Raw genomic sequence first — 24,836 nt, forward strand, 5'->3', positions numbered from 1 at the left:
CCTCGGCGAGACCAACTGTCACCGAGTACGCGGAGACGGCCCCTCATCCCAACCCTCTCCCCGTAAGAACGGGGCGAGGGAGCACAGTTATGCCGCGGCCCCATTCGGACCAATTCCGTCACGTCCTAGTACCCCGTCATCTCAAGATAGCCGATTCCGGCGTGGCTGCCTGAGAAGCGGATCGGGCCTTCCCAGTACGGGAAGCTGGTTCCCATCCAGCTCCGTGCATTGAGCGGCGTGGTCTCGATGGCAAGGCCGCGTGCGGGCAGGCTGACGCGCCATGACGTCGGCAGCTTGCGGCCGTCGATCTCGGTGGTCGCGAGCGGCGCGATGCTGTTGCCGCTGGCGGCGATCTCGGCCGAGCGGCCGTCCGGCGTGATCCAGTTGCCGAACAGGTTTTCGCGGCCGTCCTTCTGGCGCAGCCGGTACAGCATCAGCTTCTCGTCGCCGGGCAGATGCAGCGAGAACCAGTCCCAGCCGGTCTGATCGGCCGCCAATGGCTGGCTGCTCCATTCGCGATCCATCCACGCCGAGCCCGTGACGTCGACCGGTCTGTCGTCGATTACGATGCGGCCGGACGCCTTGTAGAACGGCTGGCTGTAGTAATAGGAGGCTTGCCCGCGATCCGACTTGCGGCTGTAGCCGCGGTCGCCCTGCAGCACCAGCGCGCGGTCGGCCTCGAGCCGCAGCGCGGTGCTGAAGTCGGCGGCGGAGGCCTTGAGCTCGAGCGGTGCGACGCGCTGAGCATCGAACGCGTCGCGCCCGCGCAGCTCCCAGGCGTCGATCCAGGCGCGGAACGGCGTGGCTTCGACAGCGGCCTGCCCGACGCCGCCGCGGGCAAAGGTTTCGCTGAAGCGGTGCGTGCCGGCGCTGGTCACGGCGGCGTGGCCCATCCAGAGCTGCTGATTGGCCCAGCCCTCGGCCGGTCCGCCCGCTTTCATCGCCTGGCGGAACAGCGTCCATTGCGCGCCATAGGCCGCGCCGCTCGTGTCGGACAGGTTGGCGGTCACGTACCACCATTCGATCCGGAATTCCGGATGCGGGCCGTGGTCCGCGGGGAACGTGAATGGCTTGCCCGGCGTGACGGCGGCAAATCCTTCCGCCGTCTCGCCGAGCCCGGCGAAGCCCTGCGCGAACGTCTTGCCGCCGAGCGCCAGCCCCAGCGCACCGCCGGCAAAAGCGCGACGGGTGATGGTGCCGCTAGCGCTCATTGACAAAGATCCTGATCAGGCTGGCGGGCTGCATGCGCGCCAGCCTCGCGACCGGAAGCGCCGCGGCACAAAATGCGGCGGCCAGCGCCACCGCGAGCAGCTCGATCAGCTGCAGCGGGAAAATGTGGAACGGCAGCCGCCAGCCGAACGCCTTGACGTTGACGATCGCAAGCAGGCACCACGCCACCAGCAGGCCGAGCGGCAGCGCAAACAGCGCGGTGATCAGCGCGACCACCATGGTCTTCAACAGTTCGAGCGCGGCGAGCCGCCGCCGGGTCAGGCCGATCGCCCACAGCGGCGCCAGCTGCGGCAGCCGCGAATTGGCCAGCGTGAGCAGGCTGGTCAAAAGCGCAATGCCGGCGACGCCGAGCGTGAAGGCGTTGAGCGCGGCGGTCACCGAGAAGGTGCGGTTGAAGACCCGCTTCGATTCCGTTTTCATCCTGGCCTGGTCGGCGATGTTGCGATCATCGAGACCGAATTTCTCCTGTAGCGCGGTGATCAGCGGTGCGATCTTATCCGGTGCCACGCGGAGGCCCATCCGTGTCATTGGTGTCTGCGGGAAGCGCCGGGTCAGCGCGGCGAAGTTGACCGCGATCTGGCCCTTGGGGTTGCCGTAATCGGCATAGATGCCGACGATCTCGAGCGGCCAGTTGCCGCCGGGGGCGGGTACCTCGATATGATCGCCGATCGCCAGCTTCATCCGCCGCGACAGCTGCTCGCTGACGAGGCAGGTGTCGCCGGGCCGCAGCCGAACCCACGCATTTGCGACGCTTTCGAGCAACGGCCAGCTGTCGTGATAGGTGGCGTGGTCGGGCAGGCCGAGCACCTCGATCGGCGCGCCGTCGAGCTGGGTGTCGGCGCGGCCGCCGGGCAGGATGGCCTGAACCTCGGGCCGATCGCGCAGCCAGGCCTTGATCTCCTTTGCCTGCTGATCGCTGGCGGCGCTGATGTAAACGTCGGCGGCGAGCCTTCCGTCGAGCCAGACCAGGAAGGTGCGGTTGAAACTTTCCACCATGGTGCCGACGCCGACATTGACCGCGAGCGCAAGCAGCAGCGCCATCAGCGCCAGCGACAGTCCCGACAATTGCTGGCGGCTGTCGGCCCAGAACCAGATGCCGACCGGCGCCCGCGCGCTGCGCTGCCCGAAGGCCAGCGCAATCTGCAGGACCATCGGCAGGATCAGCGCCGCGCCGAGCATCAGCGCGGCGAGCACGGCGAAGCCCGCGATCAGGGAATCGCCGAACCAGATCAGGCCCGCGGCGACCGCAAACACCGCGAGTGCCGCCGCGCTCTGGAGCAGCAGCCAGCGCCGCTGCGCCTGCTGCCAGGCCTGCGGCTGCGCCGTCGCCAGCACCGGCATCCGGATCGCCTTGGCAAGGCTCGCAGCCGCCGCGGCGAGCGCGCCAAGAATGCTGATAGCGATGCCGGCGAACCACCAGGCGGGTTTAAGCGAAAGCTGTCCGGGAATCTGCGCGCCATAGAGCCCGCGCAGCGAGGCCGCGACATCCGGCAGCAAGGCAGCCGCAATGAAGTAGCCGCAGACGAGGCCGATGAGGCCGGCGACCAGCGCCAGCGACACCAGCTCGATCACCAGCACGGTGTTGAGCATTCGCGCCGAGACGCCACAGGCGCGCAGTGTGCGCAGCATCGGCAGCCGCTGCTCGAAGGCGAGGCCGATCGCGGAGTTGACGATGAACAGGCCGACAAAGAACGACAGCAGCCCGAACGCGGTGAGGTTGAGATGGAAGCTGTCGGTGAGGCGTTCGAGGTCGCTCTCCGCGCTCGGCTCGACCAGGCGGAGCTTGTCACCCGCCACGTTTTCGAACGCTGTGTGCGGCGCTTTGGACTTGCCGACGAGCAGGCGCGAGACCTGGCCGGGCACTTTGAGGATGTCCTGCGCGATGCCGATATCGACGATCAGTGCGCCGGGCGCGAGCTCGGCCTGCACGCGCAGCGGCGGCAAGCTCATGCCGTTGGCCTGCGGCCGCTCGCCTTCCTTGAGGCCGAGATCGCGCAGCGTTTCGCCCGCCACCAGCATTTCGCCCGGCGGCGTGACGAAGGACTGCAGGCTGCCGCGTCCGACCGCCGGCGCGTTGCCGACCTCGGACGGCAGCGTCACCGGCTCGACGCCGAGCAGGCGGAAGCTGCGCCCGTCGATCTGGACCCGGCCCTCCAGCATCGGCGACACCGGCCAGCCGGCACGGCGCAGATCGACGAACAGTTGTTGCGGGAAGGTCGCGCTGTCCCTGGCGACCAGCATTGCAGTCCGCGACCCGCCGAAGGTCGCGGCGGCGCGATCATAAGCGATGCGGGCCTGCTGGTTCAGCGCCTGCACGCCGCTCCACAGCGCGGTGGCCGAGATCAGTCCGATCAAGAGCGTTGCGAGCTGCATCGGATGCCGCCGCCAGTGGCTGAGCAGCACCGCGAGGATCCACAGCGCGCGCCTCATGCGACGATCCCGGCATGCAGGGTGACCTGGCGGTCGAGCGTCGCGGCGAGCCGCGCGCTGTGCGTGACCATCAGGAAGCCGCAGCCGGTGCGGGTCACCAGATCGCGTGCCAGTGCCAGCACCTCGTCGGCAGTGTCCTCGTCGAGATTGCCGGTCGGCTCGTCGGCGAGCAGCAACAGCGGCTTTGGCGCCAGCGCGCGGCCGATCGCCACGCGCTGCTGCTGGCCGCCGGACAGTTGCTCGGGATAGCGCTTCAGCAACTGCTTCAGCCCAAGGCGCTCGACCAGTTCGTCGTGCCAGGCCGCGTCATGCCGTCCGGCGATGCGCGACTGAAACACGAGATTGTCCGCGACCGTCAGGCTCGGGATCAAATTGAACTGCTGGAACACGAGGCCGAGCCGGTTGCGGCGCAATTCGGCACGACCGGCGTCGCTGAGGTGGGAGACGACGGTGTCGGCGAGGGCGATCTCGCCGCTATCGGCGGCATCGAGCCCCGCGATCAGATGCAACAGCGTGCTCTTGCCGCTGCCGGATTCGCCTGATAGCGCCACGCTCTCGCCGGTCGCAACGGCAAGGTCGACGCCGCGCAGCACAGCGACGTCTTCGCCGGCAGAACGGTAACTCTTGGTCAGGCCGGTGACGCGAAGCACCGCGGCGGTCTGGTCAGATGAAGCGATGGCTGGGCCTCATTGCGGCTTCTGGTATTTCAGGACGAACTCGTCGATCGGCACCGGTGCCTTGAAGACGGGAATGTCCTTGGGGTCCTCCGCATGATGCAGGAAATCGCCCTCGGCCACCAGCTTGAAGCCCGCCGCCTCGATCTCCTGCTTCAAGGTGCTCTCCTCGATCCGGTGCAGCGTCTTGGCGACACCGGTGCCTGCGCCCGTCTTGGCCGAGTGATCCGCGATCACGAGCAAGCCGCCCGGCTTGAGCGCGGCGAACATCTTCTTGTTCATCGCGGCGCGGTCGACAGGCAGATAGGTGATGTCGTGATAGAAAAAGAAGAAGGTGATCATGTCGAGGTCCTTGACCTCGGGCGGGATCGGGTCGTCATAGTCCCGCACCACATGGACCACGTTCTTCATCGCCGGCGCCTTGGCGCGGGTGTCGAACTTGTCCTTGACGAAGCGCTCGAGCACGGTCGCGGAATCCTGTGCGTAGACCTTGCCCGACGGGGCGACGGTGCGCGCCAACAGTTCGGTGCTGTAGCCGGCGCTCGCCGCCATGTCGAGGATCGTCATACCCGGCTTGACGCCGGCAAAGGTGAGCATCTCGGCCGGCTGCCGGCGCTGGTCGACCTGGCGATCCGCATCGCTGCGATCGGGTGCGGCGACGATCGCGGCGTAGTCGGGATTGGCGGCGTCTTCCGCGCGGACTTGAGGCGCGGCAAGCAGCGCGGCGGACATAAGTGCAGCGCAAGCGGTGGCACGTAGGATCAATCTGTTCATGAAATAACCCCGGGCTTTTCGTTGGCCCTGAACATAGCAGTCGGGACATGACAGTTCACCGCTCCACTGGCGCGACCGACGCGATCGTGATCGGGCCGTTAGAAGCGCTCCGGGGCGCACAACCCCGAGGAAATGCGGTGTTGCGTTGCACGGCGAGGCGTGGCTAGCATCGCCGGACGGGGCCGATTTACGAAGCCAAAACGAAACGACGGGGAGCCGGACATGACTACGCAAGCGACGTCCAAGAGGACGTCAGAGGGGCTGTCAAAGGGGACGCCGAAGGGCGCCTGGCAAATCACCTTCCTTCTATTCCTGTTCATGGTGGTGAACTTTGCCGACAAGATCGTGGTCGGGCTCGCCGGCGTGCCGATCAAGAAGGAAATGGGCCTCACCCAGGAGCAGTTCGGCGATCTCGGCTCGTCATTCTTCCTCTTGTTCTCGATCTCGGCGATCGTGGTCGGCTTCATCGTCAACCGCGTCGCCACCCGCTGGGTGCTGCTGATCCTGGCGGTGATCTGGTCGCTGGCGCAATTTCCGATGGTCGGCACCGTCAGCTTCACGACGCTGGTGATCTGCCGCATCATCCTCGGCGCCGGCGAGGGGCCGGCGTTCTCGGTCGCGGCGCACGCGATCTACAAATGGTTTCCGGACGAGAAGCGTACGCTGCCGACCGCGATCCTGTCGCAGGGCTCCGCGTTCGGCGTGATCCTCGCGGTGCCCGCGCTGAACTGGATCATCGTCAATCACAGCTGGCATCACGCCTTCGGCGCGCTCGGCATCGTCGGCCTGATCTGGGCGGTCGCCTGGTTCGCGCTCGGCAAGGAAGGGCCGCTGGTGTCGACGTCTGCCGTGGCGGCCGACGAGCCGCGGATTCCGTATTGGAAGCTGTTGACCTCGCGCACCTTCATCGGCTGCGTGGTAGCAACCTTCGGCGCCTATTGGGCGCTGTCGCTCGGGCTCACCTGGTTCACGTCCTTCATCATCGAGGGGCTCGGCTTCTCGCAGCACCAGGCCGGCTTCGTCTCGATCCTGCCCTGGATCTTCGGCGCGACGATCGTGCTGCTGACCGGCTGGATCTCGCAGCTGATGCTGACGCGCGGCTTCACCACCCGCGGTGCGCGCGGCGTGCTCGGCTCGGTGCCGCTGATCTTCGGCGGCGCCATCCTTGCGATGCTGCCCTATGCGCCGCCCGGCGGGATCATGATCGCGCTGCTGGTGATCGGCTCCGGCCTGTGCGGCTCGATCTACGTGGTGTGCCCGCCGATGCTCGGCGAGTTCACGCCGGTGTCGCAGCGCGGCGCGATCATCGCGATCTACGGCGCGCTCTACACGATCTCGGGCATCCTGGCGCCGATGGTGATGGGCAATGTGATCCAGCACGCGGCAACGCCGATGGCCGGTTACATGTCCGGCTTCACTATCAACGCGGCGATCATGGCCGGCTCCGGCCTGCTCGGATTGCTGCTGCTGTGGCCGAACAGCGAGCGGGCGCGGCTGACCGGCACGTCGCAGCCGGCGGGCACGATCAAAGGTGCGATGTCGCCGACGTAAGGGGCGCACCTCTGGCAACTCGCTCCACTTCGCCTTTCCCCTTGTGGGAGAGGCCGGATTTCGCGCGTCAGCGGGAAATCCGGGTGAGGGGTCTGCCTCCGCGAGTTTCGTCCCTCGAGAGACCGCAACCCCTCACCCGGATCGCATTGCGCTCCGCTGCATGCGATCCGGCCTCTCCCACAAGGGGAGAGGCGGGAGTCCTGTCGCCCGGATCGCTGCGTCTCTCAATTCATCCCCTGCGCGCCGCGGACGAGCTTGCCCGGGCGTGCGCCGGTGGCCTTGCCCTCGCGCTGGGTCACGATGCCCGACACGATGGTGGCGTCATAGCCGTCGACCTGCTGCAGGAGGCGGCGGCCGCCGACCGGCAGGTCGTAATGCACCTTCGGAGGGTGCAAATGCAGCCGGTCGTAATCGATCACGTTGACGTCGGCCTTGAAACCAGGAGCGATCACCCCGCGATCATACAGACCGACCGACAGCGCGGTCTTGCGCGACTGCGCCGCGACCACGAACGGGATCGAGAGCTTCTCGCCGCGGCTGCGGTCGCGCGTCCAGTGCGTCAAGAGATAGGTCGGGAAGCTGGCATCGCAGATGATGCCGCAATGCGCGCCGCCGTCGGACAGGCCGGGCACGGCACTGGGCTCGCGCAGCATCTCATGCACGGCGTCGAGATTGCCGTCGGCGTAATTCAGGAACGGCACATAGAGCATGCCGCGACCCTCGTCGGTCAGCATCGCGTCATAGGCAAGCTCTTCCGGCTGACGGCCCTGGCGCCGCGCCTGCGGCCCGAGCGCGTTTTCCGGCGGCTGCTCATAGTTCGGCGGATTACCCAAGAGATACATCTTGTCGTAGTTCGGCCGGAAGAACAGCGGATCGTCGGTCGCCGTCGCGCTCTCGCTCAGGATCGTCGCGCGCACCTCGGGTCGGCGCAGATGCGCGAGCCGCTCGGCCAGCGGCAATTTGGCGATCTCGCGATAGCTCGGATGGGTCTGGAACGGGTTGCGCGACAATTCGAGCCCGAGCAGCAGCCCGACCGGCCGCGCCGCGATCTGGGTCGTGATCGACAGGCCGCGGGCGGCGGCTTCGTTGATGGTGTCCATGGTCTGCCGCCAACGCCGCGGCGCCTTGTCGGCCTGGGCGACCGAGAACGAGATCGGACACCTTGTGTTCTCGGCGACCCGCAGCATCATCGGCAGGTCCTCGTGCACGGTGCTCTGGTCGAGCACGAATTGCAGCACGCTGCGGCCGACGCCGTGCATCGCGCCGGCGATCGCGGTCAGTTCATCCTCGCCGGCTTTCAGCGTCGGCGTGTAGTCGCCGGTCGAGGTGCGGTGATTGAGCGTGCGCGAGGTCGAGAAACCCAGCGCGCCCGCCCGCACCGCGTCGCCGGCGAGCGCCGCCATCGCCTTGTTGTCCTCGGCCGTTGCGGGATCGCGGCGCGCGCCGCGCTCGCCCATCACATAGACCCGCAGCGCCGCATGCGGCAGCTGCGCGCCGATGTCCATGTCGAAATTGCGCTTCGACAGCCACTCCATGTAGTCGGGGAAGCTCTCCCACGCCCAGGGAATGCCGGCGGAGAGCACCGGCTCCGGAATGTCTTCGACGCCTTCCATCAGCTGGATCAGCCTGGTGTGGTCGCTCGGCCGGCACGGCGCGAAGCCGACGCCGCAATTGCCCATGATCGCCGTGGTGACGCCGTTCTGCGACGACGGCGTGATGTCCTGGCTCCAGGTCACCTGGCCGTCGTAATGGGTGTGGACGTCGACGAAGCCGGGCGCCACCAGCTTGCCGCGGGCGTCGATCTCTTCCTTGCCCTTTGCCGAGACCTTGCCGACTTCGGTGATCTTGCCGCCTGTGATCGCGACATCGGCTTCATAGAGGTCGCCGCCCTTGCCGTCGGCGATGGTGCCGCCGCGGATCACGAGGTCTGGGGTCGAGGTCATGGCATTTCATCCCGAGGCTGTTTTTGGTTGACGGCATCATGGGTCAGCCCCTGATGCTGTCAACCAGCGCCGATGAAGCTCTGGGATGCGCTGATGCTGATTTGCCAGCTGGGATCGAACGTTGCCGCCCGACGGAAATTTGTTCCTCGACGGCAGGCGGCGCTGCGCTCCCTCTCCCCGTACTCACGGGGAGAGGGGTGGGGTGAGGGGCTGTCTCCGCATAAGCGGTGATAGCTGCGTTTGTGGAAGCTCCCCCTCACCCGGAACGCATCTAACGATGCGTTCCGACCTCTCCCCGCACGCGGGGCGAGGTGAAACGGAGTCCGCGGCTCGATTCGAAATGAACTCGTATTGCGCTATCGCGCGCCGAAGAACGCCGTCTTCTGGGTCTCTTCGGCCTGCAGCCTGGCGCGGACGCGCATCAGGTCCTTCCAGCCGATATAACCGACGAGGCGCTGATCCTCGCGCGAGATCACAGGCAGATGCGAGACGTTGACCTGCATCAGGCGGTCGGCGAGCCGGTCGAGATATTCGTCGGGATAGGCGACGGTGATCTTGCTGCCGGCCAGCAGCTGCTTGAGCGTCGCGGTGCGATGCTTGCCGGCGCGGCGCCAGCGCAGCACGGACGGCGGGTCGATCACGCCGAGCACGTGGTGGTTGGCGTCGACGACGGGAAAGCTGGGGTGACCGGTCTTCGGGTTGGTCAGGAAGGCGGCCGCGCCGTGCAGCGTCATGGTGTCGGCGACGGTCTCGACCGCCTTGGTCATGACGTCGCGCACGCGGGTCAGCGCGAACGGATCGACACGGTACTCGCGCACCAGATGATGGCCGCGCCGAGCCACCTTCTCGGTCAGGATCGAGCGCCGCATCAAAAGCACCGTGACGCCGTGCGCGGTGCCGCAGGCTGCGATCAGCGGCAGCAGCACATGGGTGTTGCCGGTGAGTTCGACGGCGAAGAAGGTCGCGGTCAGCGGCGAGCGCATCGTGCCGCCCATTGTCGCCGCCATCGCCAGCAACGCCCAGAAGCCGGGGCTCGCTTCAGGCAGATAGCCGCTCAGCGCCGTTCCCATCGCGCCGCCCATGATGAGCAGCGGCGCCAGCACGCCGCCCGAGGTGCCCGAGCCGAGCGCGACCGACCAGATCACGGCTTTCACCACGAGCAGCAGCAGCGCGGCCTTCAGCACCACATCGCCTTGCAGCATCGACGCGAGGTTGTCATAGCCGACGCCGAGCGCCTGCGGCTCGATCAAGCCGCCGAGGCCGACCACCAAGCCGCCGATCAGCGGCCACCACATCCAGTGGATCGGCAGCTTGAGGAAGATGTCCTCGCAGCCATAGACCAGCTGGGTGAGCACGCCCGACAGCAGCCCGGAGAGGATCCCGATCAGCATCCAGGCGCCGAGCTGCAGCACCGAGATGTCGACGCCGCCGGTGAACGGAAACAGCGGCGCGGGCATGTGCAGGAAGGTGCGTCCGACCGCCGCCACCACGGCGGCGACGGTGACGGGAATGAAGCTGCGCGGCGTCCATTCGAACAGCAGCAGTTCGACCGCGAGCATGATCGCGGCGATCGGCGTTCCGAACACCGTGGTCATTCCGGCGGCGGCGCCCGCCACCAGCAGGGTCTTGCGCTCGTTGTCGCTGACCGGGAGCATCTGCGCGATCAGCGAGCCGATCGCGCCGCCGGTCATGATGATCGGGCCCTCGGCGCCGAACGGGCCGCCGGTGCCGATCGACACCGCCGACGACAACGGCTTCAGGATCGCCACCTTGGGGTCGAGCCGGGAACGGCCGAGCAGGATGGCCTCGATGGCTTCCGGGATGCCGTGGCCGCGGATCTTCTCGCTGCCGAAACGCGCCATCAGCCCGATGATGAGCGAGCCCGCGACCGGCACCAGCACGGTCCAGAGCCCGAGCGGCGAATCCTGCAATTTCAGGTCGGCGAAGCTGAACTGGCCGAAATAGGCGATGTTGGTGGCAAGCTTGATCAGCTGCAGCAGTCCCGCCCCGGCCAGCACGCCTGCGGCGGAGACAAACACGGCGATCGCCGAGATCACCACGACGCGCGGATCGGTCGTGAAGTCGCTCAGGAGGTGGCTGGCCTTCTCGCCGATTTTGGCGGTGTTTGGGGCGGTGTTCGTGGCGGAGACGCTCGATTTGGTGGAAATGGCGCTCATTGGTGGCGTAAGGCTCGGGTGAAGTGGACGCGGCGTCATATCGCATTGCGATATAATTACAAGCGGGAGACATCGAATGGCAGCGTTGAAAGCACCGTCGAAATCGCCGAGGCAGGACCAGAAGCGGGTTCCCAGCCAGGGCGATTACGAAACGCTGTCGCAATTTCGCTATCTGATCCGCCGGTTTCTGGAGTTCAGCCAGGACGCCGCGAAGGCCGCAGGCCTGACACCGCGGCAGCATCAGGCATTGCTGGCGATCCGGGGGTATCCGGGCGGCGGGCCGGTTGCGGTCGGTGATCTGGCCGAACGGCTGCGGCTTCGTCACCACACCACGGTCGAACTGGTCGACCGGCTGTCCGAGGCCGGGCTGGTCGAGCGCGTGCTCGATCCCGCCGACCAGCGGCGAGTGCTGCTGAAATTAACCGGCCTTGCGGCCGATCATCTCGCCGAATTGTCGGCGGTCCATCTCGATGAGCTGTCGCGCATCGAGCCGCTCCTGAAGCAGGTGCTGTCGCGACGGTCGGAGTGAGCGCGCTGCGTGCGCAACGTTTCGCGTTTCAGGCGCGCGGGCTGGCGGTCTCGGCCTCGTATCCCGAAGCCTGCGGCTTGCGCTCGGTGACGAGGGCAAGCAGCACGGTCAGCACCATGAACACCACGGAGGCGCCGAACACCCAGTGCGGCATGTGCTGGTCCATGATCCAGCCGAACAGCAGCGGGCTCACGATGCCGCCGAAGTTGAAGCCGGTGGAGACGATGCCGAAGGCGCGGCCGGCGGCGCCGGGCGGTGCCGCGTTGCGCACCATCATGTCGCGGGACGGCGCGATCACCCCGCCGAGGAATCCGGCAAGCCCCATCGCCAGCGTGAGCGCCACCGGCGGCAGGTCGAGCAGCGCAATCAGCAGCACAAGGGCGGCATTGACCGCGAAGCAGCCCGCGGCGACCTGGCTGTGGCGGTGGGTCCAGTCGGCGAGGTAGCCGCCGGCGAGCACGCCGGCCGCGCTGGCGCCGAGGAATGCGGTCAGCGCGATATTGGCCGTCGAGAACGACGCGCCGTAGCCGCCCATCAGTGCGACCACGCCGAAATTGTTGATGCCCGAGGTCGACAGGCTGAGCAGCGTGAAGAAGGCCGTCAGCACCATCAGCGCCGGCGTGATCACGCTCGCCTTCGGCGCGGCGCCCTCCTTTGCCTTGTTCTTGTTGGCGCCGGCATCGGGAATGCCGAGCACGATCAGGAACAGCGCCACCAGCGGCCCGACCGCACCGGCGACGATCAGCGCGCCGAGGCCGCCGATCGAGGCCACGAGCGCCGCCATGATCGCGGGCGCCACCGCGCCGCCGAGGAATCCGGCGAAGGTGTGGATCGAGAAGGCGCGGCCCATCCGCGCCTCGTCCATATGCGCCGAGAGGATCGCGTAGTCGGCCGGATGATAGACGCTGTTGGCGAGGCCCAGCAGCACCGCGCAGACGATCAGCGACGTATAGCTGAGATGCAGGCCGAGCCCGATCAGCGCGCAACCGCCGACGGTCAGTCCGATCAACAGGATCTTGCGCGCGCCGAAATGGTCGGCGAGGTAACCGATCGGCGCCTGGGTCAGCCCGGAGACCGCCGCGAACACCGTCAGCGCCAGGCCGAGCTCGACATAGCCGACGCCGAGCTGCTGCTTCAGGAACGGGAACAGCATCGGCAGCACGAAGATATGGAAATGGCTGACCCAATGGGCGACCGAAATCCCCGTCAGCGTGCGCAGCGCACTGTCGGCTTTCGCTTGCTGCGGTGCGGCCAGAACGTCGACCATGTCGTCGAAAACCCCAGTTCCATAGCGTTTTCAAGCGAAGTGGGTACCGGTTCGCGTGAAGAAAACGCGTCAAACAAAATGCCCGGCAGGGCCCGCCGAAAATAGAGATCGGCCGCTAATTGTCTATGAACGCGGGCGCATGGCTGCCCCCGGCGCGGGCGTGCCGGATCGACACATGCGGCATTAAATGCGGCGACAAAGCACGGCGGCACGGCGATGATCGGCCATGATCGACGCCAAAAAGCAGCTCCGCGTGCTGGTGTCGGAGGGCTCCAGCACCTCCGGCCGCGAGGCGATCACGATCCTGGGCCTGGCCGGCCATCACGTCGAGGTTTGCGACCCCTCGCGCTGGTGCCTGGCGCGCTACTCGCGCTTTGTCCGCAAATACCACCATTGTCCGCCGCTGCGGTCGGATCCGGCCGGCTTCCTGCGCTTCGTCGAGCGCCTGTTGGCCTCGCGGCATTTCGATGTGCTGCTGCCGACCCATGAACAGGGATTTCTGTTCGCCCGCGCCGCGGCGGGGCTGGCCTCACGCACTGGCCTCGCGCTGCCGGATTTCGCCAGCTATCGCGCCGTGCACAGCAAGGCCGGGTTCAGCCGCCTGCTCGACCGGCTCGGCCTGCCGCAGCCGCCGACCCGGATCGTGAACTCGGCCGAGGAGCTGCGCGAGGCGGTGCGCTTTCCCTCCGTTGTCAAAACGTCGGTCGGCACCGCCAGCCGCGGTGTCTGGTTCGTGCGCGACGCTGGTGATCTCAATCGCGCGCTCTACGACCTCGAATCCTCAGGCGATTTTGCCGGCGAGGTGCTGGCGCAGGATCTGGTCACCGGCACGGTCGAGAAGGCGCAGTCGGTGTTCTGCCACGGCACGCTCGTCGGCTTCCATGCCTACCGCCAGATTGCGGCCGGTGTCGGCGGCGGCGAGGCGATCAAGGAGAGCGTGAGCCGGCTGGCGATCCGCGCCGGCCTCGAGACCATCGGCGCGCATCTTGGTTGGCACGGTGCGCTCTCGGTCGACGTCATCATGCCGCTCGACAGCGCGACGCCGCTGCTGATCGACTGCAACCCACGGCTGGTCGAGCCGATGAACGCCTTTCAGTCGGGCGTCGATCTGGTCGACCTGCTGCTGCGCGTCTCGCGCGGCGAAACGCCGGCGCCGCTGGCCGAGGGGCGCGCCGGGGTGCGGACGCATCTGGCGATGCAGGCGCTGCTCGGCAGTGCGTCGCGCGATGGTACGCGGCGTGACCTGATCCGGGAATGCGGCCGCATCGCCGCGGGCGAAGGGCACTATTGGGGAAGCAGCGAAGAGCTGACGCCGGTGCGGCTCGACTGGCTCAGCGCCGTGCCGCTTGCGATGACGACAGTGCTGCTGCTGGCATCACCGCAGATCGCCTCATCGCTGGCGCGCGGCGGCTTTGGCGCGCATCTGCTCGATCGCGGCAGCATCAAGGCGATCGAGAATGGCGATTTCCGCTAGTATCCCTCCAGCGCGAATTCACCGCACGATCTTGTCTGCGCGCTTCAAGAGCTCCGGTGGAATCTCGACGCCCACGGCCTGGGCCGCCTGGAGATTGAATATCAGCTCTCGCTTGGTGACGACGCCGACTGGCAGGTCGCCCGGCTTCGCGCCCTTGAAAATCTTGTCGGCGAATGTCGCAAACTCGCGCCATGTATCGGCGACGTTGGCCCCATAAGTAATCACCCCGCCGGCGTCCGCCTGGCCGCCGGGAAACATTGCCGGCAAGCGGTTCTTGATGGCCAGTTCACCGACTCGTTTTCGATTGCTCCAGGGCACCGGCACTTCAAGGACCAGCAGCGCCTGCGCGCGCTCCTTTGCCATCCCGGCAATCGCGGCCTCCAGATCGTCTGCACCCTTGACCTTCACGATTTGCGGCTCCACCCCCTGGGCCTTGGCTGCTGCCTCGTTGGCACGATCAATCGGGGCGAGCCCGCGTTCATCCGCGCCGGGGATCGTTTGATCACTGAGAATCGCAACGCGCGTGATCCCGGGGAATGCCTCCTTCAGAAGCTTGAACTGGTCGCTGGCCTGCTGCGGATCGAGGTTGGTGAGGCCCGTGACGTTGCCTCCCGGTTTTTCCATCGAGGCGACAAGCTTCAACGCGACCGGATCGGTCACGATCGCAAAGATCACCGGGATCGTCGACGTGGCTTTCTGCGACGCGACCGACGCCGGGCCGCCGAGTGCGAGGATGACATCCACATTCGCACCGACCAGCTCCGAGGCGAGGCCCGGAAGGCGCTCGAGCTTCGATTCGGCAAATCGCGGTTCGATGACGATGTCGCGTCCTTCGAGATAGCCGCGCTCGGCGAAGTCGCTCAGAAGGTTCTTCTTGATGGAGTCGAACAGCGGCGACGGGCTGCCGTTGACGAGGATTCCTACTTTCCTGGGGGCCTGTTGCGCATCGGACGGGTCGCACATCGACGCGATCATGCAGAAGACCGTGAGCACCGCCTTCGCAAACCTCATGGCACCGCCCCCAGCAAGGACCCAGCGTCCATGCGAAGCCTAGCATCCAGGGGGTGGGCAACCAATCCGGAAGGGTGGTCCGGCCGATGACCTCGCTGCGACCTAATGTCTGCTTGGCGACGACGAGCCGGGCTCGGTAGCTCGCGAGCTACGAGGCCGCCGCGCGCGACTGCGCGCAGGATCTGTGGATCGATATTCGCCGGGCCTCACAACGGCTCGTCATCATTGCCGTAGCGGTCGAGCTTCGGTGTGGCGATATCGCCGTCCTCGTAATAATCATCGTCCTGTAGCGCTGCGGCTGGCGGAGGTTTCTTCGCCTTGTCGTCGGTCTTGTCTTTGGTCTTCGTGCCGCCCTTGGTCTGCTTCCCGGCCTTGGCCATGCGTTTCCCCTGCGCGGGTCAAATCAGCTGCCGGAACTCTACCCCAGTTTCGGTGCGTTTGTAATGTTCGGGGACGGTGCGGCGGGGCAGACCCGCCCCACCGGTTCACGCTCTAGAACGTCGCGCCGGCCTTTACCATGTAGGTGCGGCCGGGCAGCGGATAGGCCGAGAAGCGGCCTTCGGTGAACGTGCTCGCGATGGCGTAGTCGTAATAGAGCGCGTTGAACAGGTTGTTCACGCTCAGTGACCAGAAGAAGCGGTCAACTTGCCCGCTCAGCTTGATATCGGCGGTGGCGTTTCCGGGAATCCGGCTCTGGGTGTTGGCCTGATCGTTGTCCATGATGCGCGAACTCCAGGCCCGCACCGTGGCGTCGAACACCAGATAGTTCTGCCAGATATTCCAGGTGACGCCGAGATTGCCGGTGTAGCGCGACACCAGCGGCACGTCGTTGCCGGCCCAGATGCCTTCGCGGAACACCGCGCGGGTGATCGCCATGCCGCCGCGCAGGGTCACCGTATCGCTGAACTTGAGCGAGGCACTGGTTTCCGAGCCATAGCGGCGGGTGGGGTCGAGGTTGGTGTTGAAGAACAGCACCGGGTTGAAATGGATTTCGTTCTCGAGATCCATCAGATAGACGCTGGTCTGGACCTGAAACAGGTTGGTCCTGACGCGAAAGCCGCCCTCGACATCCTGCGAGGTCTGGGTCTTGAGCTGGAAATTCTGCGGGATCGGGGCGAAGGTCAGCGGGTCGAATGACGGACCCGACGCGACGCGTTCGTCGACATCAGGCGTGCGGAATGCGCGTGCCGCGCGGCCGAACACCGAGAAGGTGTCGGTCAGGCGATGCTCGGCGCCGACATGCAGGGCGTATTGCGTCTCGTTGCTGTCGAGCGGTGCCGCCTGCGTGTCGAACGCGAACGGCGCATTCGGGTCGTAGCGATCGCGCGCCGAGATGCTGGTATTCTGGACGCGCGCGCCGTAGGAGATGTCGGTCGTTGGCAACAGGCCCAGCGTATGTTGCCAATAGCCGGCCACGCTCTGCTGCTCGATATTGTAGATGTGGAACGGGTCGACGCCCTGATAGGCGCCGCGCGCCTCGCGGAAGCTCGAATCGTAATAGTCGATGCCGGTCAGGATCGTCGACGGCACGCCCAGCATCACATTCTTGACGCTGAGCCGCGGCGTCAGCGACCAGGTCTGCAGCGCGGCGTCATTGTAGGTCGAGGCGAAGCTGATGGTCGGCACCGTGCCGAAGAAGCCGCTCTGCGTCTCGCGCTGCCGCCAGCCGCCGTCGACGATGAGGTCGACGCCGTTCATCAGCGTCTTGGTGAAGCCGGCGGTGACGCTGGCGGTCTGCTGGTTGGCATAGTCGAAGGGCGTCGCGGCGCCGCGGCGATCGGTGAGCAGCTCGTTCACGCCGATCGACGGATCGACCAGCCGTCCGCCGGGTAGGCCGAGCTTCTGGTCGCTGCCGGTGACGGTCAGGAAGGCGGTGAGATCAGGCGTCGTGTAGTTGATGTTGCCGACGGCGTTGCGCTGGTCGAGCGCATTGTTGACGCGGTAGCCGTCCGACTTGATGCCGTTGCCGTAGAACGAGGTGGACCACGGGCCGGAATTGAGCGCCGCGGAGACCGCGGCCATGCGGGTGTTGAACGAGCCAACTCCGGCCTCGGCCCGCATCGTCGTCGGCGGGCCGCCGACGCCGGTCTTGGTGATGATGTTGACGACGCCGCCCACCGCGTTGTCGCCGTAGAGCACCGCGCCGCTGTTGCCGCGCGTGATCTCGATGCGCTCGATCGAATCGAGCGGAATCGTGGTGAGGTCGAAGCCGGCCTTGTCGACGTCGTTGAGGCGGCGGCCGTTGAGCAGGAAAAGGGTATTGTCGGTCGCGAATGCGCCGAAGCCGCGCAGGTCGACCGACGTCTTGGCGCCGTTCGGTCCGCCATAGGGCGTTTGCAGCTGCACGCCCGGCACCTGCGCGAGGATCTCGGGTAACGACTGCACCGGCGAATGCGCGATGTCGTCGGCGGTGATCACGGCCGAGGAGGAGCCGACAATGCCGGCGAACTGGCGGCCGCCGGTGCCGCCCGTTCCGGTGGCCACGCCGGTCCCTGTCGTGCCCGATCCGGCTCCGCTGCCTGTATTGTTGCCTTGCGAGGTGCCCGGCGCCGGGCGTCGCGGCGCCGGCGCTTCGTCAGCGGCCGGCCTGGCGCGCGTGACGTTCTGGTCGCCCGGCTTGGTGACTTCGATCGCCGGCAGCTGATCGGGAGCGGGTGCCTGCTGCGCCCGCGCTGCGGAGACAAGGATCGCCGGCGCGATCATCGTCGACGCGAGCAGAAGCGCGCGGCGCCGCCGATGGAAAGGGAAGGAGAACATAAGCAAGGCCTCGGCAACGTCAGTGGCACGTCACCGCGAACCAGTCTCACCATCGTGCTCACAGCATCAGGTGAAGCTCATGCCTGTACTCCCCGACCGGCAGCATCGCGTGTGACCACGGCTGACGGCAGGTCTCCTGGCTCGCGGGTCGTTACCCTTCGTCGCCTTCCCAGGACCGAGATTCCCAGTGGCCTGTGACGAAGGATTCACCGCATACAGTTGCGGGGGCAGCCGCGGCGTTGGGGAAGTTTCCCCGTACCGCATTCCCTTTTCATCTCATGAAAGAACCGTCATGTTCATCTAGGGTTCGGCCGGGTAGCAAAGTCAATCCGGCGGAAGTCGGGCGGCGGCCGCGCGGCCACGGTTTTTGTCGAGTGTCGCTTGTCTGCCACGGCGATCGCTGTAAGAGCATGGATCCGATGAGCGCGCAGGATTTTGCCTTGGCGGCCGAGGTCGCGGCGCGGCGCCGGTGGGGCGCCACGGCGGCGCTGCTCGCGCTCGTGGTCCTGCTGTGTGTGCTCTCGCTCGGCATCGGGCCGGTGCGGCTGTCGCCGCTCGCGGTGATCGAGGCGCTGTTCGGCGGCGGCAGCGATGTGGCGCAGGTGATCGTGCGCGAGATCCGCCTGCCGCGCACCATCCTGGCATTTGCGATCGGCGGCATTCTCGGGCTGTCCGGTGCGGCGCTGCAAGGGCTGCTGCGCAATCCGCTGGCCTCGCCGTCGCTATTCGGCGCGCCGCAATCGGCGGCGTTCGGCGCGGTGCTGGTGATCGCGCTGGGCCTCGCCGATGTGCGCTCCTACGCGCTGCCGGTGGTGGCGATCATCGCCGCCTTCGGCTCGGTGTTCGCGCTGCTTGCGATCGCCGGCAGCAATGCCGGGCTGTTGATCCTGATCCTCGCTGGGCTCGCGATCTCGAGCTTTGCGGGAGCCGCGACCGCACTGGTGATGAATCTCTCGAGCAATCCGTTTGTGGTGCTGGAGATCGCGTTCTGGCTGCTCGGCTCGCTGGAGGACCGCAGCTTCCAGCACGTGGCGCTGGCGCTGCCCTTCATCGTCGCGGGCGCCGCCATCCTGCTCAGCCAGGCGAGCGCCTTCCGCGCGCTGACGCTTGGCGAGGAGGCGGCGCAGAGCCTCGGCGTCGACGTCGGGCGGTTGCGGCTCTTCGTGATCACGGGCGTGGCGCTTGGCGTCGGCGGCGCGGTCGCAGTCACCGGCACGATCGGCTTCATCGGCCTGGTTGCGCCGCATCTGATGCGTCCCGTGATCGGTCACGATCCGGCGCGGCTCTTGGTGCCCAGTGCGCTCACCGGCTCGGCGTTGCTGCTCGCGGCCGACATCGCGGTGCGCATCATTCCCTCGACCTCCGACATCAAGGTCGGCGTGCTGACCTCGATCATCGGCGTGCCGTTCTTCCTCTATCTGATCATGCGCGAACGCCGCGCGCTCGGCGGAGGCGTGGCATGACGCTGCTCTCCGCCGCCGCTCTCAATGCCTCGCTCGGCAGCCGCAAGGTGCTGCACGATGTCTCGCTGTCGTTGCCATCGGGCCATCTGGTCGCGCTGGTCGGGCCGAACGGCGCCGGCAAGACCACGCTGCTGCGCGCACTCTCCGGGCTGATTCCGTCGGGCGGCGAGATCCGGATCGGCGGCGATCCGCTGGCGTCGCTGCCGCTGCGCGAGCGTGCGAAACGTTTTGCCTACCTGCCGCAGGGGCACATGGTGCACTGGCCGCTGCCGGCGCGCGACATCGTCGCGCTCGGCCGCTATCCGCACGGCGCGACCGATCCGGCGCGGCTGTCGCAGACGGATATGGAGGCGGTGCTGCGCGCGATGCAGGCGGTCGACGTCACTGAGTTCAGCGATCGCCGCGTCACCGAACTCTCCGGCGGCGAGCGCAGCCGCGTCGCGCTGGCCCGGGTGCTCGCGGTGGAGGCGCCGGTGATCCTCGCCGACGAGCCGACCGCCTCGCTCGATCCACGCCACCAGATCGACGTGATGCAGAAGCTGCGCAACGTCGCCGATGCCGGTGTGCTGGTGATCGTGGTGACGCATGACCTGGGACTCGCCGCGCGCTTTGCCGATCATGTGCTGGTGCTCGCGGAGGGGCGGCTGGCAGCGCAAGGCGCGCCCGTCGAGGCACTGTCGGAGAGCGTCCTCGCCAGCGTGTTCCGGGTCAGCGCCTATCGCGCCGAATTTCAGCGCGAAGCCGTCATCGTGCCGTGGGCGGACGTCTGATGTGGCCACGGCCTCACCACAAGCTCAGTTCACCTCTCCCGCTTACGGGGGAGGTCGCTGCGCTCGACGAGCGCAGCGGGTGGGGGCTCTCTCCACGATATGGCTCGCGGCGAAACCCCCACCCCAACCCTCCCCCGCAAGCGGGAGAGGGGGCGCACCTTCAGCGTGGCAGCCATCTCGCTTCGCTTCATCTTGGTGCGGTGGTCGCGATACTGCTGTGGCTTATTTCCGCCGGCGCCGCGTTCGCCGCCGGACCGCGCATCGTCTCGATGAATGTCTGCAGCGACCAGCTCGTGCTGTCGCTGGCCGATCCGGACCAGATTATCGGCCTCAGCCGCTTCTCGCGCGATGCCTGGCAATCCTGGGCCGCGGAGAAGGCGCGAAACTTTCCGCGCCTGTCCGGCGAGGCCGAGGACGTGCTGCTGCTCAAGCCCGACCTCGTCGTGGTCAGCCTGTTCGACAAGCGCGCGACCCGCGATCTGTTGAAGGCCCACGGGCTGCACCTCGTCGAATTCACCGTGCCGCGCACGCTGGACGAGGTGAAGGACCAGATTCGCGCGATGGGCGATGTGGTGCAGCATCCCGATCGCGCGGAGGCCGAGATCGCGCGCCTCGATGCGACGATCGCGCATGCGCGGGCGGCGGCAAGCGCGCATCATTACCGCGTGCTGCCGCTGGAGCGGCGCGGCTTTGTCTCGGGCGACCATAGCCTGGTCAGCTCGCTGCTGGCGGCAGCCGGCCTCGCCAACGCCGCCGGCGAACTTGGCGTCGGCGCAGGCGGGTTTGCTTCGCTGGAGGCGATCGTAAAACTCCGGCCGGATTTCATCCTGGTGTCGGAAGCCGGCGACCGCGCCGAGGATGACGGTCGCGCCTTCCTGCTGCATCCGGCGCTGGAGCGCTTCTATCCGCAAAGCAAGCGCATCGTGCTGCCGGAGCGGCTCACGGTGTGCGGCGGCGTGATGCTGGCGGATGCGCTGGATCGCCTGACGGAAGAGTTGCAGCGAGTGACGCAGTGACCTTCCAAACCCGTCATCCTGAGGAGCGGCGAAGCCGCGTCTCGAAGGATGCACGGCCCGGATACTTCCAGGAGTTCGCGGAAGGAGTGTGGCCGTCGCCCTTCGAGGCTCGCTTCGCTCGCACCTCAGACGGTGAGATATTTGCGAGCGGGCTAAAGGGTTATGAGACTATCCCATCACCACCGGCCCGCCGGCCTTCTTCCACGCATCGATGCCGCCATCGATATGCGCGGTGTTGGCCAGTCCCGCCTTCTTCGCGGCGGCCACCGCCATCGCCGAGCGCTCGCCGAAGGCGCAGAAGAACACGACGCGGCGGCCGGTTGCGGCGGCGACCTCGCGCAGCATGCCGCCGGGCTGCAGGGTGGCGCAAATCCCCGGATAGGGCGCGTGCAGCGCGCCCGCGAGCGTGCCGTGCTTGGCCCGCTCGCCGCTCTCGCGCAAATCGACCAGAAGGATATCGGGGCGGCCGAGACTCGCGATGGCGTCGCGCGCGCTGAGGGAGAGGCCTTCCTTGGCGAGTTCGTCCTGGTGCAGGCCGACATGCATGTTGGCGGGCACCACGACGTCCATCAGCTTCGGGTTCGGCAAATTGAGGTTGTTCATCAGCTCGACATAGTCGTCGATCGATTTGACCTGCAGCCGCGGATTGTAGCGCTTCTCCTCGCCGATGGTGGAGACGGTGTCGCCCTTGTAATCATGCGCGGGGAACACCATGGTCTCCTCCGGCAGCTTCAGCAGCCGGTTGAAGATCGAATCGTACTGCGCCCGCGCGCTGCCGTTCTGGAAGTCGGTGCGGCCGGTGCCGCGGATCAGCAGCGTGTCGCCGGTGAAGACGCGGTCGCCCATCAGATAGCTGTAGGAATCGTCGGTGTGGCCGGGCGTGTACAGCGCCTCGAGGCAAAGGCCCTCGATCGTCACCTTGTCGCCGTCGGAGACGCGCATCGACACCACGTCGGCCTTGCTCTGCTCGCCCATGATGGTGATGCACTGGGTGCGGTCGCGCAGCTCGCCGAGGCCGGTGACATGATCGGCGTGCAGGTGCGTATCGACGGCCTTGACCAGCCTGAGGTCAAGTTCCTGGAGCAGCTTGCAGTAGCGATCGGCCTTCTCCAGCACCGGATCGAGGATCAGTGCCTCGCCGCCGGCGCGGCTCGCGAGCAGATAGCTGTAGGTTCCGGATACGCTGTCGAAGAGCTGGCGAAAGATCATGACGGCTTACCTATTCTCCGGGCCGAGTCACATGGAGGATATTATTCCATAGATAGGGTCCGTTCAAAGCAAATCCATCCCCACCCCAGCCGGATCCCGTCACCCTGAGGAGCGCGCTCTTGCGCGCGTCTCGAAGGGTGGACGGCCCGGGTCTTTCCGCGAATGGGACAAGGCATCTGGGCCGTGCATCCTTCGAGGCTCGCTCCGCTCGCGCCTCAGGATGACGGGATATGCATCGAGGTCGTGGAAGAGACGAAGTTACGGCCGCACGTAACTCCAGCCTGCTCCTGCGGGCGCGCGTTCGCGCGACCCGTTGGCTCGCAATGACGACGGGGCCGTTACGGCCGGACCAGCGTGTATCCGTTCTCGGTGAGCAGCAAGATCTGCGCGACGCCGACCTGCACGGGGGTGGCGACGGCGATGTAGTCCGGCCGCTTGCCGCTGTCGCGTTCGATCGTGTCGACGGTGTTGAGGCAGATGTCGACCCGCGCGCCCTGCGCGACCAGGCTCTCGACCAGCTTGCGGTTCGGGTTGTCGGGCTTGAGCAGGTCGATGCCCGGGCCGAAGGCGACGATCTCGACCGCGACCTTGTCGGGGTCGTAGTGCTTCATCAGATTGTTGGCGACGCTGATGACGAGGCCTTGCTTCCTCGGATCGTTGTCGGAGAGCTGCAGCACGACCTTGTGCTCGGCGAACGGCTTGTCCTGCAACGGCGCCTGCTGGGCACGCGCGAGCGGCGTCGCCAGCGCGAGCGCAGCAAGGCCGAATGCCGCGATCAGCGCGCGGCGCGTCATCCGTGCCTCGCGATGCCCGGGTTGTCCTCGACGCCTTTCAGCGTCACGCCGGGTTCGTCGCGGTTCGGCGGCCGGCCGGAGCGCAGGTGCCTGGCGACGACATCCCAGATCGGCGCGCCGCTCTGCTGGTTGACCGAGGCCCAGCCTGCGACCTTGTAGTGCTTGCCGGCTTCGAGACGCTTGCCGTTGCCAAGCTTCAACTCGGAAATGCGCTTGCCGACAGTCTCGGCCGGCGTGCAGGTGTAGGCGAGGCCGCCGACGCGGACCATGTCGCCGCCCTGCTGATAATAGGGATCGACGTTGAACAGATTGTCGCAAACGTCTTCCAGCACATCCTTGATCTGGCTACCCGTCATCTTGGCGACGTAGGTCTCCGGATAGGTGATCGCGGTTTCCGACAGCACGTCTTCCATGGTCAGCGGCTGGCCGGCGAGCGTGGTGATGCCCCAGCGGAAGCCCGGCGACAGCGCGATCTCGGCGTCGAGCTCGTTCAGCAGCGCATCGCAGATCAACTGGTCGACGGTGCCGGAGAAATTGCCGCGGCGGTAGAGCAGCCGGTCGGCCGAGGCCAGCTTGTTGTTCCATTCGTCGGCATGCGGATCGCGCATCTTGTCGATCAGCGTCTGCATCGCAGGATCGGGCTTCAGCAGTTCGGCGAACACCGGCAGCAGCCGGTAGCGGACATTGGCGACCTTGCCCTTGGCAAGGTCGAGATCGAGCACGCCGATGAATTTGCCGTTGGAGCCGGCATTGGTCACCAGCGTGACGCCGCCGGCATTGGTCACCGTGATCGGGATCGGGATCGCGTCGTGGGTGTGCCCGCCGAGGATGACGTCGATGCCGGTGACGCGGCTGGCGAGCTTGAGGTCGACATCCATGCCGTTATGCGACAGCAGGATCACCGCCTCGACCTTGTCGTTGTTGCGATGGCCGTCGACGAGCTTCTGCAGCTCCTCGTCGCGGATGCCGAACTTCCAGTCCGGCGTGAAGCGCTTCGGATGCGCGATCGGCACGTAGGGGAAGGCCTGGCCGATGATCGCAACGCGATGGCCGCCGATCTCCTTGATGAAGGACGGCTTGAACACCCGTCCCGAAGCCGGGTCGAACGCCTTGGCGTCGTTGAACGCGGCTTCCTCGGTCAGGAACACGTTCTGCGCCAGGAACTCGCCCTTGAAGCGGGAGAGGTTGTCGCGCAGCACCTGCTCGCCATAGGTGAATTCCCAGTGCCCGGTCATCGCCTCGATGCCGAGCAGATTGGCGGCCTCCACCATGTCGGCGCCGTTCATGGCGTTGGCGAGCGCCGAGCCCTGCCAGAGGTCGCCGCCGTCGAGCAGGATCGAACGCTTTTCGCCGACATCGGCGCGCAGCTTGTCGACCAGTGTCTTCAGGTGGGCGAAGCCGCCGAGCCGGCCGAAACGGCCGGCGGCCTTCTCGAATTCGACGCAGGTGAAGGCGTAGGCGTCGGCGCTGTCGGGCCGGATGCCGAAGCGGTCGAGGAACGCCTTGCCGACGAGGTGCGGCGGCTGGCCGGCCATCGCGCCGACGCCGAGATTGACGCCGGGCTCGCGGAAGAACACCGGCTTCAGCTGCGCATGCGTGTCGGTCATGTGCAGGATGCGGGCGTTGCCGAACCGCTCGAGGTCGTAGACGCTGGCGGTATCGGCGCTGCGCGCAAGGCGGGGCAGGCCGGCCGTCAGCGTTGCGGCGGCCGCAGCTTTCAGGAATTCCCGGCGGCGGATGATCATCATTCTCTCCGCGCGGCCCCTG

19 protein-coding genes and 1 riboswitch are annotated in these 24,836 nt (G+C 66.8%); of the genes, 6 read left to right on the top strand and 13 right to left on the bottom strand.

Annotated features, from left to right (window positions below; translation table 11 throughout):
- Nucleotides 1-125 precede the first annotated feature (125 nt).
- The 4 genes from J2R76_RS30230 to J2R76_RS30245 are packed head-to-tail and all read right to left on the bottom strand — an operon-like array spanning nucleotide 126 to nucleotide 5,108.
- A complete protein-coding gene (locus J2R76_RS30230; RefSeq protein ID WP_253625300.1) occupies nucleotides 126-1,211 on the bottom strand; it encodes a lipocalin-like domain-containing protein in 1,086 nt (361 codons plus the stop codon).
- Entirely contained in the window at nucleotides 1,201-3,660 is a 2,460-nt protein-coding gene (locus tag J2R76_RS30235; RefSeq protein ID WP_253625301.1) for an ABC transporter permease, read from the bottom strand. Before J2R76_RS30235 ends, J2R76_RS30230 begins: the two co-directional genes overlap by 11 nt.
- The gene (locus J2R76_RS30240) at nucleotides 3,657-4,310 is read right to left on the bottom strand and encodes an ABC transporter ATP-binding protein (protein ID WP_057021223.1); all 654 of its coding nucleotides are present in this window, start codon (nucleotides 4,308-4,310) and stop codon (nucleotides 3,657-3,659) included. The genes J2R76_RS30235 and J2R76_RS30240 overlap by 4 nt, the downstream gene beginning before the upstream one ends.
- Before the next feature lie 36 nt (nucleotides 4,311-4,346).
- Nucleotides 4,347-5,108, bottom strand: a complete 762-nt coding sequence (locus tag J2R76_RS30245; protein WP_076834883.1) for a class I SAM-dependent methyltransferase — start codon at nucleotides 5,106-5,108, stop codon at nucleotides 4,347-4,349.
- 222 nt (nucleotides 5,109-5,330) lie between these two features.
- Here J2R76_RS30245 and J2R76_RS30250 point away from each other — a divergent pair, with 222 nt between their 5' ends.
- A complete protein-coding gene (locus J2R76_RS30250; protein ID WP_057021225.1) occupies nucleotides 5,331-6,659 on the top strand; it encodes an MFS transporter in 1,329 nt (442 codons plus the stop codon).
- 224 nt (nucleotides 6,660-6,883) lie between these two features.
- Here the strand turns inward: J2R76_RS30250 and J2R76_RS30255 are convergent, their stop codons facing one another.
- Complete coding sequence (locus J2R76_RS30255; protein WP_076834884.1) at nucleotides 6,884-8,602, bottom strand: amidohydrolase family protein; 1,719 nt, start codon at nucleotides 8,600-8,602, stop codon at nucleotides 6,884-6,886.
- Between the two features lie 356 nt (nucleotides 8,603-8,958).
- Nucleotides 8,959-10,779 (bottom strand): chloride channel protein, encoded by a 1,821-nt coding sequence (locus tag J2R76_RS30260; protein WP_244559028.1) that lies wholly within the window; start codon nucleotides 10,777-10,779, stop codon nucleotides 8,959-8,961.
- Nucleotides 10,780-10,855: 76 nt separating this feature from the next.
- Between J2R76_RS30260 and J2R76_RS30265 the strand changes: the two genes are divergently transcribed.
- Nucleotides 10,856-11,308, top strand: a complete 453-nt coding sequence (locus tag J2R76_RS30265) for a MarR family winged helix-turn-helix transcriptional regulator (protein WP_076834885.1) — start codon at nucleotides 10,856-10,858, stop codon at nucleotides 11,306-11,308.
- 28 nt (nucleotides 11,309-11,336) lie between these two features.
- Here J2R76_RS30265 and J2R76_RS30270 read toward each other — a convergent pair whose 3' ends face one another.
- Entirely contained in the window at nucleotides 11,337-12,575 is a 1,239-nt protein-coding gene (locus tag J2R76_RS30270) for an MFS transporter (RefSeq protein WP_076834886.1), read from the bottom strand.
- A 226-nt stretch (nucleotides 12,576-12,801) separates the two neighbouring features.
- On the opposite strand from J2R76_RS30270, the gene J2R76_RS30275 reads away from it, so the two are divergent.
- Nucleotides 12,802-14,049: a hypothetical protein gene (locus tag J2R76_RS30275; RefSeq protein WP_253625302.1), complete on the top strand. Its 1,248-nt coding sequence runs from the start codon at nucleotides 12,802-12,804 to the stop codon at nucleotides 14,047-14,049.
- Between the two features lie 18 nt (nucleotides 14,050-14,067).
- Here the strand turns inward: J2R76_RS30275 and J2R76_RS30280 are convergent, their stop codons facing one another.
- The 3 genes from J2R76_RS30280 to J2R76_RS30290 form a co-directional block, all read right to left on the bottom strand.
- Entirely contained in the window at nucleotides 14,068-15,060 is a 993-nt protein-coding gene (locus tag J2R76_RS30280; RefSeq protein ID WP_076834888.1) for an ABC transporter substrate-binding protein, read from the bottom strand.
- Between the two features lie 206 nt (nucleotides 15,061-15,266).
- Nucleotides 15,267-15,440: a hypothetical protein gene (locus tag J2R76_RS30285; RefSeq protein WP_194295436.1), complete on the bottom strand. Its 174-nt coding sequence runs from the start codon at nucleotides 15,438-15,440 to the stop codon at nucleotides 15,267-15,269.
- Nucleotides 15,441-15,552: 112 nt separating this feature from the next.
- Complete coding sequence (locus J2R76_RS30290; protein ID WP_076834889.1) at nucleotides 15,553-17,817, bottom strand: TonB-dependent receptor; 2,265 nt, start codon at nucleotides 17,815-17,817, stop codon at nucleotides 15,553-15,555.
- A gap of 108 nt (nucleotides 17,818-17,925) precedes the next feature.
- A riboswitch (cobalamin riboswitch) is annotated at nucleotides 17,926-18,124 on the bottom strand.
- Between the two features lie 112 nt (nucleotides 18,125-18,236).
- Here J2R76_RS30290 and J2R76_RS30295 point away from each other — a divergent pair.
- From J2R76_RS30295 to J2R76_RS30305, 3 genes are all read left to right on the top strand, one after another.
- The gene (locus tag J2R76_RS30295; RefSeq protein WP_076834952.1) at nucleotides 18,237-19,280 is read left to right on the top strand and encodes an iron ABC transporter permease; all 1,044 of its coding nucleotides are present in this window, start codon (nucleotides 18,237-18,239) and stop codon (nucleotides 19,278-19,280) included.
- Complete coding sequence (locus J2R76_RS30300) at nucleotides 19,277-20,050, top strand: ABC transporter ATP-binding protein (protein ID WP_076834890.1); 774 nt, start codon at nucleotides 19,277-19,279, stop codon at nucleotides 20,048-20,050. The genes J2R76_RS30295 and J2R76_RS30300 overlap by 4 nt, the downstream gene beginning before the upstream one ends.
- A 200-nt stretch (nucleotides 20,051-20,250) precedes the next feature.
- Nucleotides 20,251-21,066 carry an ABC transporter substrate-binding protein gene (locus J2R76_RS30305; RefSeq protein WP_076834891.1) on the top strand — a complete coding sequence of 272 codons (816 nt, stop codon included), beginning with the start codon at nucleotides 20,251-20,253 and terminating at the stop codon, nucleotides 21,064-21,066.
- Nucleotides 21,067-21,234: 168 nt separating this feature from the next.
- Here J2R76_RS30305 and J2R76_RS30310 read toward each other — a convergent pair whose 3' ends face one another.
- From J2R76_RS30310 to soxB, 3 genes are all read right to left on the bottom strand, one after another.
- Nucleotides 21,235-22,275, bottom strand: a complete 1,041-nt coding sequence (locus tag J2R76_RS30310; RefSeq protein WP_076834892.1) for an MBL fold metallo-hydrolase — start codon at nucleotides 22,273-22,275, stop codon at nucleotides 21,235-21,237.
- Between the two features lie 338 nt (nucleotides 22,276-22,613).
- Complete coding sequence (locus J2R76_RS30315) at nucleotides 22,614-23,069, bottom strand: hypothetical protein (RefSeq protein ID WP_076834893.1); 456 nt, start codon at nucleotides 23,067-23,069, stop codon at nucleotides 22,614-22,616.
- Entirely contained in the window at nucleotides 23,066-24,814 is a 1,749-nt protein-coding gene (soxB, locus tag J2R76_RS30320; protein ID WP_076834894.1) for a thiosulfohydrolase SoxB, read from the bottom strand. Before soxB ends, J2R76_RS30315 begins: the two co-directional genes overlap by 4 nt.
- Nucleotides 24,815-24,836 lie beyond the last annotated feature (22 nt).

Source organism: Bradyrhizobium sp. USDA 4532, assembly GCF_024171315.1.
Lineage (GTDB): Bacteria > Pseudomonadota > Alphaproteobacteria > Rhizobiales > Xanthobacteraceae > Bradyrhizobium > Bradyrhizobium australafricanum.